This is a genomic window from Chitinophaga sp. 10T418, from assembly GCF_056394125.1.
Map to the genome: position 1 here is coordinate 713,636 of NZ_JBFTHG010000003.1, position 16,009 is coordinate 729,644.

The following is a 16,009-nucleotide window of genomic DNA, read 5'->3' on the forward strand; positions in this document are numbered from 1 at the left end:
TAATTATGTTGAATTATCTGTCAAAAGAAAAAATTTTAGCCCCCAAGTATGTTTTAGAATTCAGAAAGTAAAATGATTAACAATTGCTTCACCATTTTTCTGCCACCGCCAGCAGGTACCAGGCAGCATGTGGCAGCCACTGTTCAGCCCAGCGCCAGTCGTAGTCTTTCCCGGTACTGGCGTAAGAAAGATTGAAATCAATATCTGCTTCATTCTCCAGTCCGGAGGTGATACCATTTACAATTCCACCCGGTGCATTGGTATATTCAAATGTGCCAAAGAAGCCGTAAGCAGGATTATTGTGACCACTGCCCTGTAACATACAGGCATCATAGGGATTGAGTCCCAGGATCCAGTTGAGCTGGTTGAGTGCCAGCGTTTCCAGGCTGTCGTGCAGGGGTTTATCTGCTTCAAAGAAATGCGCAGCCATTCTGGCGGCAGCAGCAATAGAGCCCAGTCTTGCATTTTCACCCTGCCACCAGGGAGATGCTTCACTACCATGCGGGAAGAAGAACGTTGTTTTCCTGATCCCGGCCGTATCTTCTGTGTACTGCCGGCTGTAGCCAAACGGATTATTTACTTCCGCCGTTAGTGCCAGTTCATACTGCATATACCTGCGGATCGTTTCCTTTAACCGGGGTTGCACATTGGCCGGCGCCAACGGATAAAAGTTCAATAAGCTGATCACGGGTAAACCGGCATCTGATGGGTGAAAGAAAGGTCTGTCTTTATCATCTGCCCGGAAATAATTGGCATATTTACCACTGGTGATCAGCCGGTCCATCAGCTGCTGCGACCTTTTGCCGGCAGCGGCCAGGTATCCGGGTTTCTTTGTGGCCTTGTACAATTCCGTTGCAGCACTCAATGCACAATAATCATCTACAATATTCTCTTTGCCATCGTTAGTCATTTTGCTGTTTTCCTTTTCAAGGAAAGCAAAAGCATCTTCTGCTGTTTTCAGATAAGCAGCGTTAGTGTATTCCCCGGAGGTATCATAAGTGGAAGCAATGGCCAGTGCCGCAATAGAGAGGCCTGCTCCTGAGCGGTAACTGGACTGGTAGCTACGCCAGTTACTGTTTTCCACGGTGCTGCTGAAAGCCTGGTCTTTTGATTGTTTAATGCGATAGCCTTTATCTTCTTCACGGATCACGCGGTCTTTTGCCTGCTTGCCCGCCCCTGGAGCGTGTACAGAACGGTAAAAGGAACCATTGGGTGCTTTCAGCCGCACCAGGTAATCAGCGCCATACATCGCTTCATCGAGTATCCTCCGGAGATATTGCCGGTAATCGGTACCTGGCTTTTGTTTTAATAAAGCTTCTGTCTTCAGCAAACTCCACACAGTAAGGGAAATCTGCTGTGGGTTAAAATAGGTGGAAAAAGACAGGTGAGAAAGATGTTTACCGTAGTCACCGGTCGCATCATACCAGCCTCCGTGGGCGTCTATGGTGTCTGTTGTTTTACCGGATAGCAGCAGGTGATGATCAGCCTGATCCAACAGCCCGGAGCTTCTTTGTCCTTTGAAATAATAGATAACATCTGAGATGGTAGCCTGTTCCAGTACATTTTTATTAATAGAGAAAGGATAGGAAGATACCGGCTTACCGGCTACGTTGATGCGTACCAGGTAGTTCCCGGTCGTTTTAAATGCGCTGAAATCGATGGTCCAGAACAGCCAGTGTTTCCATTGACTCACCGGACCGCTGTATGTGACTTTTCCTTCGTATACTTTTTTCCCTGTTGTCGTTTCCAGCAGTTCAAAACTATTAATGGTTGCTTTTGTTTCGGCAATCACAATAGCTTGCTTAGGCTGATTGTATTCATAACCGATATGATTGATGAGTACTTTAATGGGCTGGGCGACTATTACTCCTGGTAGCAATAGCAACAGGAAGGATACAATGCGTATGAAAAATTTCATGATGGATAATTGTAAGGAGATAAGGTTTGTGATAGTAATATCTCCCTAAAATAATCAATCGGATATTAAGATCCGTAAATATTACATGGATGAAAAGGCGATTGCGGGCCAAAAATAATCACCTCTAAACAATTAATTATCAATTAATTAAAGATAACACGTCACATTTTTTCAAAAAAAGAAGGCCATCGTGTCACGTTTTGCTTCCATGTTCTGTCTTATTACTGTAACACACCAATTAAAAAATAAAAACGACACAAAATGGAACAGAGAATTTCTTACCAGGATACGACCAAAGGGCTTTTTGACGGATTAATGAAGACAGAATTTTACTTCAAAAAATCAGGAGCCGACCTGAAATTGCTGGAGCTGATGAAATACAGAATATCCCAGATCAATGGTTGCGCCTATTGCCTGGATGCACATCACAAAGAATCCATCCACATGGGAGAAACAGAGCTGCGTCTGCATTCATTGGTGGCCTGGAGAGAATGCCCGTACTACAGCGATAAAGAAAGAGCCGCGCTGGCCCTCGCTGAAGTGCTGACGAATACCAGCCGGGAAGAAGTAAGTGACGAGTTGTATACCACTTTATCCGGCCTATTTACCAAGGCAGAAATAGCTGATCTGACAGTCGCTATTGCTCAGATCAATGCCTGGAACAGGATTAACAAAGCATTTCGCACTACACCCGGTAATTATAAAGTAGGACAGTTTTAAACATATACATGATGACACCTTCCAACAAAAACAATCAACATAAAATGGCCTTCATTATCTGGCTGGCCATTTTTCCACTGATCACCCTTACATTCTATTTATTTGGCGACCTGCTGCTATTGCTGCCGCTTGTATTAAGAACATTTATATTGACAATCATTATAGTTCCAACAGTATTCTATATTATTGTGCCCTTGTACACCCGCCTTTTATCAGGCTGGTTCAAATAACCTAAATCATCTGTGGTGAAAGATTATCAGACTATATTATTTCCATACGCCTATAATATCTTAGGGGCTGTTGAAGATGCTAAGGATGCCATTCAGGATGTATTATACAATTACCTGGCGGCTTCCAGGGAGGGCATAGAAAATGAGAAGAACTACCTGATTAAAAGTGTGATTAACCAGGCCCTCAATATCAAGCAAAAGAAAAAGCAGGTAAAGCTGGGAGATGTGTGGTTGCCCGAGCCGGTAGCTACAGAGGGAGCAGATACTAATATCAACCTGCATGATATTGCGTCCTATTCTATGCTGGTGTTACTGGAGCAACTCAATCCAAAAGAGCGGGCCGTATTTATTCTGAAAGAGAGTTTTGGCTATTCTCACGAAGATATTGCGGAAGTACTGGCTATCACCACAGAAGGATCCCGGAAGCTGCTGAGCAGGGCACGTACAAGACTAAACGAATCGCGGCAGCCCGCTACCAACCGGAAAGTAGTTCCATCTGATATGCTGAACAATTTTATTCATGCTATCAGGAGCAGGGATACACATGCCCTGGAAAACCTGCTCTCCCGCGATGTTACCTTCTTTGCAGATGGCGGTAACAAGATGAGCGTAGTGAAAAAGATTTCTATTGGCTTGCAGGAAGTGGCAGAACTGTTACTCTATATTTATGAGAAATATGACTCGGGCTTCAGGGTAGAAACGGCCGAAATCAATCACCAGCCTGCGCTGCTGTATTACAATGACACCGCACTCGTGGCCTGTCAGATATTGAGTGTTTCAGCGGAAGATGGGAAGATATTCCAGGTCAGCAATGTGGTAGACCCGGACAAGCTGAAATCTTTTCCGGTAAAATAAAACAGTGATGGGTGGAGCAGCAAAACTGTCTCCACCCGCAACGTGATCATGTTTCTCCCGGTCGTCAACATTGATGTCCTTTTGCGGTTAATATCTCCCTTCACTATTAACCGATATTTAATTTTCACTGCGATGCAAAAACGATTTTCCGGTGTATTTTTAAGTATAAACATTTTCCACTATGAAGCAGAAAACCCTTTTTCTGGCCCTGGCCGCGTTCTCCCTTTTTGGTTGTAAAAAAGACCTGGTAAACCCAACTGCCAACACCGGCATTGAAACAGGAAAAAACAGCCTCACTGCCAACACACTCACCGTATCGCTCACCGCATGGATGGGATCTATTGCCGACAATACCAATATCAGCAATTTGTCTATTCCAGGTACGCATGATAGCGGCGCCCGAAATGAGCCCATTGGCGGTACTGCCAAATGTCAGAATCTCAGCATCCGTGAACAGCTGGATGCAGGTACACGTTTCCTCGACATCAGATGCCGTCACATTGGAGATGCTTTTGCTATCCACCACGGTTCTATTTATCAGAACCTGAACTTCACAGATGTATTAACCGCCTGTTATGACTTCCTCGCCACTAATCCTACAGAAACCATTGTGATGTGCGTGAAAGAGGAATATGATCCTACCAACAACACCCGCTCATTTGAACAAACATTTGACAGCTACACCGCACTTCAACCATCAAAATGGTACTTAGGTGATGCGGTGCCTAACCTTGGCCAGGTAAGAGGTAAAATTGTACTGCTGAGAAGATTCGGCGCTTCCAGTACGCCTAAAGGTATTGAAGCGACTAACTGGTCCGATAATACCACCTTCTCTATCAACAACGCCAACTCCAGTTTACGTGTACAGGATCAATATGTAGTTCCTGATAATAATGCTAAATGGACCGGCATCACTAATTTATTAACTGAAGCCAAGAATGGCAGCCAGTCAGTATTGTACATCAACTTCACCAGTGGTTATAAATCGCTGATCTTTGGTATTCCAAGTATTACCACTGTTTCCAATAATATTAATCCACGGATCAATACTTACTTCACCACTAATACCCATGGCAGGTATGGAATTCTTCCAATGGATTTCGCCGCGGCAGACAGGAATACGTTGATTATTAATACGAATTTCTAGGGTAGAAAATAATTGGCTATTTTTAAAAAATGATGGTCATCTGTTGATGACCATCATTTTTTTATTCAGTTGATCAGACTATTAACAATACCTCCTAACCTATGTTTTCATTCTTCCGCAAGCAAAAAGCAAATATCCATTCGATTGGCATTACCCATCCTGACTGGCCTAAAGTTAAAAATGACGATACTATTATTCAATGGGTGAATCCGGAAAATACCATTGCTGTATCTGTGAATTTCTTTGATGTACCGCCGGATATTCCAGCTACCAAAGACATTGACGTACTGAGAAACTTTTATAGAAACAATATATCCCGCATAAATGGCGGACTGATTGAAGTGGATACATCTCAGCTAAATAACCTTACTATCATTAAAACATTGTTTAAGATTCCGCAGGAAATATCCGGGATCACTTATTTAGCCTCCTTAACATTGCCATTTAAAACCTGTAGTTACGTGCTTAAAGTGCAGGCAGCGGAAACAGGAGCAACCGGCATGAGAGAGGCTTTCATTACCAACAAGCTACTATCAGGTGCTTCATCTGCTCCCCTTGAACAACTACTTTCCGAATGGTCGGATGATCCATATGATCCTCATTTCAAAGAGGGAACGCTGATGAATAAATCAGAGCAGGAAACATATGATCCGTTGTTTCCGGATCATCCGCTGACACAAGCCAGGAAGCTCATCACCCGAATAGGAAAGGACATTCAGCCTGGCGCTGAAATTGGCAAGCTCTTATCATTTTACAATTAAATAAATACTTATAAGGTATCCTAATTATAAAAATTCGCTCCCTTTAGGAGGGTATTTTTTTCAATATTGACAACATATATTTCGAACCTTTTTATAAAAGATTTGTTAAATGAGAAGGCCGCTGAAAATAAAATAACATATCCTTTGACTCAAAATAACTTTAAATAACCGATGCAATAATATACACCCCGATATCAATAGTGGAGTTAGTGAAAACCCTTTACTGCTCCTACACCTGGTTGGCAGCATTCATCTGAAATATACCTGCGTGTATACCGGTGCTATGTGTACCGGAAACAGATGGTATCCATGCCAGCTCACCGGGATCCCAACTCAAATATTATGAACAGGTAGCGGACTGGGACCGCACTATATAGTTAATGCAGATCCAATTATCCAGTGGTGTGGCGATTTTCCTGCATTTCTACCCACACAGGTGGCTAACCTGACGAGCACACTGGCAATGATTGTATAGTACTGTAGGTTCGAATCCTGCCCTGTTCACGAAGCCTGAATTATACACTACTGATCAGGTGATTGGCGGCAAGCACTTTTAAAGCAAGAGATAAAAAGCTTTCCCAATTGAATAATAGTTAGGCAACTTATTGAAAATACTCCTTCACTGCAGATACAAACAAAGGTATCAGTGGATGGCTCTTATTCAGGCTGGCCGCTCTCCACACCCTCTTTTTGAGAGGCGACTTCAACGGCAGGGTCACGATATCCTTACTTTTCAGGTAAGGAGCAATTACCCAGGTAGCGAAAATGCCAATCCCCATACCCGCATTGATCATTTCAACGATGGCTTCTGTCAGTTGAATACGCGTAGTGGTTTTCGGTTTCGTTTCCCGGAAAAACTCTTTCGAAAAATGGTTATGCGTGCCATAACCATCATATATCAGCAGGTCTTCCGTAGCAAAATCAGCAGCGGTGAGCGCTGTTTTTGTACGCGTATAGGGATGATTGCGTGGTAACACCACCACCAGGTTATCTGAAAATAAATTGGTGGTATAGATAGCCGGATGATCCGGTTTCTCTGAAACAATCGCCAGATCCAGTTCTCCGTTCAGCAGGTATTCCAGCGGTCTTTGTGTAGCCCCCACTACGATCGATATTTCCACCTGTTCTATCCGGGATTTTAAGCGGGTAATAATTTCCGGCAACCAATGATAACAGGTATAGCATTCTGTGCTGATACGCAGGCTGGATACCTTGCCTTTTTTAAATGCATGTATATCCTCATTTAAGCGCGACAGTTGCGGCAGGATCGCGCCGGCACTTTCCATGATGCGCCTTCCCGCATGTGTGAGCAGGAGCTTCTTATTTACCCGTTCAAAAACGGGCAACCCCGTTCTGTTCTCCAGGTCTTTTAGCTGGTGACTTAATGCTGATTGCGTAAGAAACAGGCTGTCGGCAGCTTTGGTGAGAGATCCATGTTCCACAATACGTTGCACCAGGAGCAGATCGTTGCTTATAATCATGAATATTTTTAATTAAAAATACGAAAACTATTCATTTCACTCATGAATTATGGTCCCCTACCTTTGACAAATAAAAAAATATACCATGGAAACAACCATAAAAAAATTTACCGAAGCAGATGTACACAGTGCTTTTGAACTGGCACGGGCCACACAAAAACCAGTGTTGATAGATTTCTGGAACACCAACTGTAAAGGTTGTGAACGGATGGATGCGATCACCTATGAAGATGCATCCGTACAGGAATACCTGGATCAGCATTATGTGCTGGTGAAATATCATGCCAGCAAAATAAGCAGGGAATTTTCCAAAACCTATCTGCCTAATGCGCTGCAATGGACACCGGCACTATACATATACTCACCGGATGGTGCAGTAGTGCGTAACGTAGCAGGATATCACTCGCCCAAACAGTTTATCATTGAACTATCTATCGGCCATGGAGCCATGTTAATGCGCAAAGGAAAACATGCAGAAGCATTGGAGTTATTGAGTCATCTCACCATCGCAGCGGAGTACCCTGTGCTGGATCAGGAAGCCATGTACTGGGCCGGCGTGGCATCATTCTTTGCCAACCGGAAAGATTTCAGGGATATAGTGCCTTACTGGAACAAGCTGATAGCCACTTATCCTGGTTCTACCTGGGCAGAGAAGGCCGATATTTTACCGGCAGAAATATAGAAAAATATTTAAGATCCGGCAGAGGACAACCTAAATCCAATTACAAGAGCAGGTGTCTCCATTGCCTGGGAGACACCTGCTTTTGTGTTATTTAACTGTTTTAAGCAGCCCTAATTGCTTCAAGGCAGTAACGCCATCATCCAGCCCTATTTCGGCTACAATTTTACCATTCTCAATTTTAAGCACGGTGGTTCCGGTAAAGTGCATCTTTTTCCCGGTAGCCGCGGGTAAAGACCCTGCTAAAAAATCACTGAAAGCCGGCCCTGTATGCGTACCTCCGCCTTCCCAACGACCCACTACATAATCGCCTTCAGCAATAAGGTCTGCGGCGCCCCAGAAATTAAGATCCGGGAAAGCGGCGCGGAAATCAGTCATGAAAGCTTTGATATCTTCATGTCCTTTCCTGGGTTCGTGCAATGAATACTGCAACAGCATATCTGGCGCTGCCAGTTCGTCTACGATCGACAGGTCACAGGTATCACCCCAGAAACTGGTAAACCAGCGTCCTACAATCGCTTTGTTGATTTCTTCTTTTGTTTTTTCGAGCGTTCCCATAATTTGAATGTTTAGTTTTTCAATTGTTTTAATTCACTAACAGATTCAAAATTACGGGCGGCTATAACGGATAGTAACCCGGTTCTTGCGGTTTTAAAATAAAGCAGACATTCCTGATTTCAGCAAGTTCTGGGTTGCGTAAAATAGCCGGTCATCGTACCATTGCAGATGATGCCAACACTGTCATACAGCCACTAATTAAGATCTGTCCCGACTCAAATTATCATTTACCATCATTCTTCAATTTTGTATATAATAATCATAGTCGTAAATTGATATCTTAATTCTCATTTAACAAGCGCGAAAACCACCTCATGGAGCAAGTACAAGTCGGTAAATGTGTGTACATTCTGAATACAGGGAAGAACCTGTATAAGATTGGCAAGACGCAGGACCTGCATAAGCGGTTAGCGGCTTATCATACACACTTGCCCGTTATGTTCCGTGTTATCCGGCAATATGCGGCATTGAATATGACCGACCTGGAAGAAAGTCTGCATATCCTGTTTCAGCATAAACGTGTAAAAGGAGAATGGTTTGAATTAAGTAAAGACGACCTGATCATCTGCGATAATGTGGCCAGAAACTATGCCCTTCAAGGGTTACAAAAACAGCCACGTAAGTATAATGATATCACTTTTAGCAACAACCCCATGTTGCAGGTGATGGAAGCCAATGAAAAATACCTGCAGGATTACTCCCGGATTGTAGATGATATCAAGCTGGGACTTAATAACAACGAAGTTTTTGAGCTACACGAAGGCACCGTTAGCAAAGTTATTATTGAAACCGTTCGGAGACTGATGCGCTACCGTACCCCCAATTCGGAATTCCTGGGCAAATGGCTGCGGGTGGCCAGCGAACTAAGTAGCAACGCCAGTGAGACCAGCATTCTCCAAAAATACAAAGGGCAGGTGAGTCGTTCTACCATACAAATGATCAAAAGGATATTGCATAACCAGCTATACTGACTCATTTTCAACCTTTACTATTTTGTTCGTTTTCTTACAATTCCAGGTGTCTGGTAGTTGTGATCTTTGTAAGAAACAAACTAACTTATGAAATCAGCCCTCCCCGTGCTCCTGTTTATCATGGCCATATGCTCTTTTAACGGTATGGCACAGTCACAGCAGCATACCAGTCTGGATGATGCAAAAAAAGCCATTGCAAAAGCCAATGCTGTTCACTTCAGCTTATTTGCCAAAAATGATGGATCTATTCTGAGCCTGTATACAGAAGATGCCTGTTTATTAATGCCCGGTGCACCTGCTTTCTGCGGACGGGAAGGACTTTCAAAATTCTTTGATGGTGTTTATGCCGCCGGCTCCAGAGACGGAAAAATTATTACCCTTGATGTTTATGGCGATGGAGAAGAATATGTAACAGAAGAAGGTCTCACACAGGTATTTGACGCCAATGGAAAAATGCTGGGTGAGGGCAAATATATCGTGATCTGGAAAAAGACCAAAGACGGCTGGAAGATGTTCAGAGACATGTTTAACAGCAGTCAGTCTAAATAGTATGATCGCCTGTCAAACGGGCATTTTTTTGCAGGGCTCCATCACCCAGCGGAACGAATTGCTGAAGGTGTTAGCCCTGTAAATCTTTTGAACTCCTTTATAAAATGCGCCTGGTCGAAATAGCCACAGTCGTACGCAATGGTTGTAAGCGGTATATCCCCGGACTGAATCAGTTGCAGACTTTTATTGAACCGCTGAATCTGGAAAAATGCCCTCGGGGTAAGACCCACATTATCGAGAAACAGCTTCTGGATATATCGTTCGGAAAAGCCGTATTTATCAGATAAGTATTTAATATCGAATAACTCCCCTTCTGTGCTGATATGACTGCATATCCGCTCAAGAATCGTAATCTTATTGTTCAACTTCCTGCTTTTATGTAATCGTTGAATCAGGAAAAGATCCAGCTCCCTTACTTTTTGTTCCAGGGTCGCGGCATGAATTAACCTGTCATAGAATTCGCCGCATTCCTTTCCGAGAAGGCCTTCCAGGTCTACCGAATCATTGGTAAACTCCGCAATGGGGTTAGGGAAAAAGAGTGCGTTGGCATGGGGATGAATCCTTGCGATGAGCACCTCCGTACCTTTGGTAACCGAAAGCCGGGTAGGCACGGTCAGTTGCCCCAGCACCTCTACTTTGGGCATATCAATAGGGCGACCGTTAATAATGGTACTGGCGCTGCCACCTGAAATATTGACGGCAAAGTCAATGTAGCCACTGGGGAAAAATGTTTGATCGGTCATATCCCTTTCCGTGGAAAACACCCAGTAGCCTTGCACGTAGGGTTTCAATATATGGGAAGGAGAAAATTGCATAGGGGCGATGTGATCGTTGGTTAGATGAATGTAAGAAAAATGTACTACAACGGAAAAAAAATGTAGCCTGTTACAAGAGGATATAAAATCATGGAAAAGACCGGCCAATTTGCTAACAAAATTTCGAACCTTTTCTTTGGCATGTTGTTAAATGGGAAGTTTTCAGTCGTATTTATTCACCTCAAAATAATATGTCATGCCTTATTCCCCTTTATTAGTAAAACCCTTCAGAGAAGAATTAACCCAGGTTGGTGTAGAGGAGTTAACTACTCCTGAGTCCGTGGATAAAATAATGGACAAAGACGGCGTTACCATGATTGTCATTAACAGCGTTTGCGGATGTGCCGCTGGCTCAGCCCGGCCAGGAATCAGACGGGCGCTGGAACATGACAAGAAGCCAGACAGGGTGGCCAGTGTATTTGCCGGACAGGATCTCGAAGCTACTGCCAGATTTAGAAATCATATAGCAGACATCCCGCCATCTTCGCCTTCCATTGCCCTTTTTAAAGACAAGGAATTGGTTTATTTCATTCCTAAACACAGGATTGAAGGCCGTGATGCAATTTCGCTTGCTGATGATTTAAAATCCGTATTTGACGAGTTCTGTTAATTCCGGTATTCTACCTTACAGACGACAATAAAAAACAACCTATCAGAAAAGGTCTGCCTATGGCGGACCTTTTCTGATTAATTAGAACAGCAGTTTTCTTCCGTCTTTAGTATTATCTTCGGAAAATAAGCACCCGCTATGCAAGAAGTACAGGCCTGGCTTAAAGAGCTCGCCGACCTAACTGACGAAGAGGCTCAAGCCATAAATAGTAAACTGATCTCGCTTTCATGCAAAAAAAATACGATTCTCCTTAAACAGGGACATAGTTGCGAATATATTTATTTCATTGAAAAAGGATTCGCCAGAGCCTTTTACACCAGGGATGGAAAACATGCGACTACTTTGTTCGCCAGGGAAGGTGATATCATTACCTCTATGTATTCTTTAATCACCAAAAGAAAAAGCAATGAAAGCATTGAGATCTTAGAAGATGCGTCCTTACTTAGAATTAGTGATGCAGAATTACAGACGCTCTACAAGACTTACCCCAACCTAAACCGGCTCGGCAGAATCCTGTTGGAAAAATATTTTGTTGAATTGGAAGAAAGAACGCTCTCTCTGCAATTTGACAGCGCTTTGGAAAGATACCAGAAGTTAATAACAAACCAGCCTTACGTCCTTCAGAGAGCCTCCCTGGGGCAAATAGCCTCCTTTCTTGGCATGTCACAAATTACACTCAGTCGTATAAGAAGCCACATCTAAATGCCATTTTTTAGCTTTTGCTAAAAACCAGCGCCCATAATATCCGGATTTTTGTCTTGCAAAAACAGGCGGCAGCGATAAATGACGCTGGACAAAATTCATTACCAAATCAAATATGATTTATGGAGGACGTTAGAATGGACGATACTCTTTATGAGAAAATTACTGCTTTATCCACAGCAGGAGATCTGCTTACGGATGCGAATGATTATGAAGGCGCGTTAAAGAAGTTCAAAATGGCGCTTGACCTGGTACCATTTCCTAAAACAGATTGGGCAGTATCGCTATGGCTGTATGCCAGTATCGGAGATATCTACTTTTTAATGAAAGCATATAAAGTAGCCAGTGAAAACTTTTCCAAAGCACTACATGCTCCGGATGGACATAAAAATGCTTTTATACATTTAAGGTTGGGGCAGATATTTTACGAAACTAACATCCCGGATAAAGCCATGGATCACTTACTCAAAGCATATGAGTTAAAAGGCCATGAGGTTTTTGAAATCGAACATGAAAAATATTTCTGGTTCCTCAAAAGTCATGTGCTCATATAATTATAACCCGATGCTTTCCCTCAACGATTCTCCATCCATTGCAGGAAATGAGTAATTTTTTCCTTTCCTACCACCAGCGGCTCATCGGTAGGCACGCTTAGATGCAATGCCAGTTTTCGCGCAGAATAATGTTCTACCTCTTTAATAGCATCAAAGTTTACCAGATACTGCCTGTTCAACCGATAAAACTGTTTGGAAGAAAGCTGTGACTGTATCTGCTCCAGCGTTTGTGGAATAATATATTTCTGCTGCTGGAAAGTAACCATATAAGGTGAATCATACTTGATGTACAAATACGCGATCTGATCTGTACGTACGGTGATATACTTGTTATTATGAAATACCAGGAAACTGGTTTTACCTTCATTCTTGTCCAGTCTCTTGATCAGCTCCTCCCAGTCGGACTGCTTACGCTCCTGAAAGAAATTCCTGAAATTATCCATCTTTTTAAAAGCAGCTTCCAGGTCACCAGCAGAAAAGGGTTTCAGCAGATAATCCACGCCGTTTGATTTAATGGCGTCCATAGAATATTCCCCAAAAGCAGTACAGAAAATCACGGGAGAAGAGATCTTTACCATCTTGAATATCTCAAAACACAATCCATCTGACAACTGTACATCCATAAATATCAGGTCCGGCGGTTCATTCGCAGATAAATAGGCCACTGCCTGCTCAATACTATTCAACATAGCATCCACACTGGCATCAGGTTTGATTTTGGCAATCAGTCCTGATAACGATTTGGCTGCTTTAACTTCATCTTCAATAATAATTATCTTCATTGATTACCGGTAATTTTACAGTAAAGGTTGATGTTTCAGGACATATGTCAATATTCCTGTTTAACAGATGATTATACCGTTCGTTAATATTCTCCAGCCCAATACCTGTAGATGCTTCAGGCGTGATCTTAGGTTGTACATTATTCTTCACCACAATAAAATCATTTTCTGAATAGACCTCCACATACAACGGCTTATTGGGAGCTACCACATTATGCTTAATACAATTCTCCACCAACAGTTGCAGCGTAAAAGGTGGAATCATGGATTTTTGCAGACTTTCTTCCACCCGGATATTCACTTCAAACCCTTCTTCAAAACGCGCTTTGAGCAAAAATATATAAGCTTCCAGAATTTTCAACTCCTCAGATAAGTGTATCAGGTCCAGCTTCCTGTTTTCCAGCGTAAAACGGTAAAAATCGGACAGCTTCAGGATAAAGTCAACACTATGCTCATCTTCACTCTCCACCATATATTTGAGTGTATTGAGTGTATTAAATAAAAAATGCGGATTTACCTGTTGCCGTAATAATTCATACTGAGCCGCCAGGTTATCCATCCTGGTACGCTCCAGCTCTATGCTCACCCGCTGGTTCTGATAGGTCTGATACAGCATATGAATAAACATATAAAAGGTCAGGTTAATCAATACCCCTCTCACTTCAAACATCAGCATTACCGGACCAAAGTTAATATGCGTTAATATCAGCTGCTGTATATACGACAGCAGGAACATCACCACCAGACCCACCAGCAGATTTTTGATCAGGGGATAGAGCGAAAATCCCCTGGCCACTTCATGCGAAGTATATACTGGTAAGGTTTTCATATTATAATACCATACAAACAGGGAGAATACGAATGTGATCAGCGAATTGGCGATCACCTCATAAATATTATACTGATGCTGTATCAGGTTGGGCAATGATACAATCACCCCTAAGAAGAGAGAGCTTAACCATATAATACGGCCTGAAATCTTAAAGGCTTGTCTTTTTTTCATAGCAGACCAAAGATAAAAGTATTTGTACAACAAGGGCAAAAAACAAGACCGTATCCGGCGTTTAATGCCCTGAACCGGACATAATCCACTCTGACATGGCCAGGCCGGAAAATGACCGCTTTTAAGCCCAATAAAGCCGATTCCGTTCAGGTTCCGATCTGTCCATGTCAGAGTGGATTTTGCCGATTACAGGGTATTCTGTTTTCAGGGGCACCCGGGATACTGTCTCTTTGTGTCATAATACTTCGAAACATGAAATTATCAAACCGGCTAAAAACAATCACCATCTCCGCAGTAGTACTTGCTGTAGTAGTTGCAGTGGCTTCCTTCACCACTCCTGTGGCAGACAATCCTCCGGTAACCGGGGAAATACAGGTACCTGCAGACGTGAAACAAATGCTGCAACGTGCCTGCTACGACTGCCATTCCAACACCTCCAACCTGAAATGGTTCGATAGATTACCTGTTGTGGCCGGGTTAGTAAAAGAAGATATACTCACCGCCCGTAAGCATCTGAACTTTTCTGAGTGGGATAAATTATCAAAAACAGAACAGGAGTCTGCACTCTGGGAAGCATATAACATGATCAACTCCGGTAATATGCCGCTGCCTTCCTATGCAGCGCTGCATAGCAATGCGAAAGTCACTCCGGCAGAACTCTCCGACCTGCGCAACTATCTCAACACCAGGCGGGCAAAGGTTGTTCCAGATACCACTAAAACCGCTGCAGCAGCGCAACAATGGAATAAACCGGCTGTACCTACTCCGCAACTCCCGGTGTCGGCAAACGGCATCCGCTATATGCCGGAATTCCGTCAGTGGCAGGTTATGAGTACCACTTCCCGGTTCGACAATACCACCATGCGCGTGATGTTCGCCAACCCGGTTGCCATGCAGGCTATAAAGGAAAATAATATCCACCCATGGCCCGATGGTGCCGTTATCGCTAAAGTAGTATGGGATAAAAACATAGATAATGAAGGTAATATACACCCGGGCAAGTTCCTGAATATACAGTACATGGTTAGAAACAAGGCGCTGTATAAAGATACCGATGGCTGGGGCTATGCTAAGTTTGAAACACCGAACCTTAAGCCATATGGTACCCTGATGACCTTCAAATCCTGCGCTTCCTGCCACCGCGCAGCCAACAAAACCGGTGGTATTTTCGATCTGTCTACCTTAAACTAATATAGCCATGCGCGTTATACTCTTCCTGATCATTGCGGCCACCGCATTCACCGGATGCTCCACCGCTAAAAAAGATATCCCTGTCATCAGGCCTTATGTATTCAATGATAGTGGTCTGCACGTGATCACTACCATCATCAATGAAAAAGCAGGAGCTGTCGCCATACTGTACGGTAACAATGCAGCTGTGGACTATCATACCAATCACCTGGCCTCACACCAACCGGCAGAACAATATACACTGGTTACCTACCGTGAGCAGGATAACAGGTTCTGGTTTGGCAGCTATATCAATGGGGAACTGCTCAGCGTGGAAACAGTAGATATGCATCCACTGGCAAACGGACAACAGCCTGATTATTCAATCCAGACATATAACGGAAACGCAGCTACGGAAAACAACGCTGCCGCCAGAACCACATTCATTACAACCCAGGATCCGGCATGGTATCCCGGAGATCTTCCATCATCCATCTAAAATCA

19 protein-coding genes are annotated in these 16,009 nt (G+C 43.3%); 13 read left to right on the forward strand and 6 right to left on the reverse strand.

Features of this window, described 5'->3' with window-relative positions; translation table 11 throughout:
• Positions 1-88: 88 nt before the first annotated feature.
• Complete coding sequence (locus tag AC1DCV_RS11020) at positions 89-1,918, reverse strand: glycoside hydrolase family 9 protein (protein WP_477023230.1); 1,830 nt, start codon at positions 1,916-1,918, stop codon at positions 89-91.
• Positions 1,919-2,179: 261 nt separating this feature from the next.
• On the opposite strand from AC1DCV_RS11020, the gene AC1DCV_RS11025 reads away from it, so the two are divergent.
• The 5 genes from AC1DCV_RS11025 to AC1DCV_RS11045 all read left to right on the forward strand — a co-directional run bounded on the left by AC1DCV_RS11025 (position 2,180) and on the right by AC1DCV_RS11045 (position 5,631).
• Complete coding sequence (locus tag AC1DCV_RS11025; protein WP_477023231.1) at positions 2,180-2,638, forward strand: carboxymuconolactone decarboxylase family protein; 459 nt, start codon at positions 2,180-2,182, stop codon at positions 2,636-2,638.
• 8 nt (positions 2,639-2,646) lie between these two features.
• A complete protein-coding gene (locus AC1DCV_RS11030) occupies positions 2,647-2,868 on the forward strand; it encodes a hypothetical protein (protein ID WP_477023232.1) in 222 nt (73 codons plus the stop codon).
• 15 nt (positions 2,869-2,883) lie between these two features.
• A complete protein-coding gene (locus AC1DCV_RS11035; RefSeq protein ID WP_477023233.1) occupies positions 2,884-3,723 on the forward strand; it encodes a sigma-70 family RNA polymerase sigma factor in 840 nt (279 codons plus the stop codon).
• A gap of 181 nt (positions 3,724-3,904) precedes the next feature.
• A complete protein-coding gene (locus tag AC1DCV_RS11040; protein WP_477023234.1) occupies positions 3,905-4,870 on the forward strand; it encodes a phosphatidylinositol-specific phospholipase C in 966 nt (321 codons plus the stop codon).
• Between the two features lie 101 nt (positions 4,871-4,971).
• Positions 4,972-5,631, forward strand: coding sequence for a hypothetical protein (locus AC1DCV_RS11045; RefSeq protein WP_477023235.1), 660 nt, complete (start codon positions 4,972-4,974; stop codon positions 5,629-5,631).
• Between the two features lie 602 nt (positions 5,632-6,233).
• On the opposite strand, the gene AC1DCV_RS11050 is transcribed toward AC1DCV_RS11045, so the two are convergent.
• Complete coding sequence (locus AC1DCV_RS11050; protein WP_477023236.1) at positions 6,234-7,112, reverse strand: LysR family transcriptional regulator; 879 nt, start codon at positions 7,110-7,112, stop codon at positions 6,234-6,236.
• Positions 7,113-7,197: 85 nt separating this feature from the next.
• Here AC1DCV_RS11050 and AC1DCV_RS11055 point away from each other — a divergent pair, with 85 nt between their 5' ends.
• On the forward strand, positions 7,198-7,794 hold the full coding sequence (locus tag AC1DCV_RS11055; RefSeq protein WP_477023237.1) for a thioredoxin fold domain-containing protein: 597 nt from the start codon (positions 7,198-7,200) through the stop codon (positions 7,792-7,794).
• 87 nt (positions 7,795-7,881) lie between these two features.
• Here the strand turns inward: AC1DCV_RS11055 and AC1DCV_RS11060 are convergent, their stop codons facing one another.
• Complete coding sequence (locus tag AC1DCV_RS11060) at positions 7,882-8,349, reverse strand: ester cyclase (protein WP_477023238.1); 468 nt, start codon at positions 8,347-8,349, stop codon at positions 7,882-7,884.
• Between the two features lie 314 nt (positions 8,350-8,663).
• Here AC1DCV_RS11060 and AC1DCV_RS11065 point away from each other — a divergent pair, with 314 nt between their 5' ends.
• Together AC1DCV_RS11065 and AC1DCV_RS11070 are read left to right on the forward strand one after the other, a co-directional pair.
• A complete protein-coding gene (locus tag AC1DCV_RS11065) occupies positions 8,664-9,320 on the forward strand; it encodes a GIY-YIG nuclease family protein (RefSeq protein ID WP_477023239.1) in 657 nt (218 codons plus the stop codon).
• Positions 9,321-9,407: 87 nt separating this feature from the next.
• A complete protein-coding gene (locus AC1DCV_RS11070) occupies positions 9,408-9,869 on the forward strand; it encodes a YybH family protein (protein WP_477023240.1) in 462 nt (153 codons plus the stop codon).
• A gap of 41 nt (positions 9,870-9,910) precedes the next feature.
• On the opposite strand, the gene AC1DCV_RS11075 is transcribed toward AC1DCV_RS11070, so the two are convergent.
• Positions 9,911-10,684: a helix-turn-helix domain-containing protein gene (locus AC1DCV_RS11075; protein WP_477023241.1), complete on the reverse strand. Its 774-nt coding sequence runs from the start codon at positions 10,682-10,684 to the stop codon at positions 9,911-9,913.
• A gap of 196 nt (positions 10,685-10,880) precedes the next feature.
• On the opposite strand from AC1DCV_RS11075, the gene AC1DCV_RS11080 reads away from it, so the two are divergent.
• From AC1DCV_RS11080 to AC1DCV_RS11090, 3 genes are all read left to right on the forward strand, one after another.
• Entirely contained in the window at positions 10,881-11,294 is a 414-nt protein-coding gene (locus AC1DCV_RS11080) for a BrxA/BrxB family bacilliredoxin (RefSeq protein WP_477023242.1), read from the forward strand.
• Between the two features lie 138 nt (positions 11,295-11,432).
• The gene (locus AC1DCV_RS11085; RefSeq protein WP_477023243.1) at positions 11,433-11,996 is read left to right on the forward strand and encodes a Crp/Fnr family transcriptional regulator; all 564 of its coding nucleotides are present in this window, start codon (positions 11,433-11,435) and stop codon (positions 11,994-11,996) included.
• 122 nt (positions 11,997-12,118) lie between these two features.
• Complete coding sequence (locus tag AC1DCV_RS11090; protein WP_477023244.1) at positions 12,119-12,550, forward strand: hypothetical protein; 432 nt, start codon at positions 12,119-12,121, stop codon at positions 12,548-12,550.
• 20 nt (positions 12,551-12,570) lie between these two features.
• On the opposite strand, the gene AC1DCV_RS11095 is transcribed toward AC1DCV_RS11090, so the two are convergent.
• Both AC1DCV_RS11095 and AC1DCV_RS11100 read right to left on the reverse strand, forming a co-directional pair.
• Positions 12,571-13,332 (reverse strand): LytR/AlgR family response regulator transcription factor, encoded by a 762-nt coding sequence (locus AC1DCV_RS11095; protein ID WP_477023245.1) that lies wholly within the window; start codon positions 13,330-13,332, stop codon positions 12,571-12,573.
• The gene (locus AC1DCV_RS11100) at positions 13,313-14,335 is read right to left on the reverse strand and encodes a sensor histidine kinase (protein ID WP_477023246.1); all 1,023 of its coding nucleotides are present in this window, start codon (positions 14,333-14,335) and stop codon (positions 13,313-13,315) included. Before AC1DCV_RS11100 ends, AC1DCV_RS11095 begins: the two co-directional genes overlap by 20 nt.
• Before the next feature lie 252 nt (positions 14,336-14,587).
• On the opposite strand from AC1DCV_RS11100, the gene AC1DCV_RS11105 reads away from it, so the two are divergent.
• The gene (locus AC1DCV_RS11105; protein WP_477023247.1) at positions 14,588-15,526 is read left to right on the forward strand and encodes a heme-binding domain-containing protein; all 939 of its coding nucleotides are present in this window, start codon (positions 14,588-14,590) and stop codon (positions 15,524-15,526) included.
• 7 nt (positions 15,527-15,533) lie between these two features.
• On the forward strand, positions 15,534-16,004 hold the full coding sequence (locus tag AC1DCV_RS11110; RefSeq protein WP_477023248.1) for a hypothetical protein: 471 nt from the start codon (positions 15,534-15,536) through the stop codon (positions 16,002-16,004).
• The last annotated feature ends 5 nt before the right edge of the window (positions 16,005-16,009 follow it).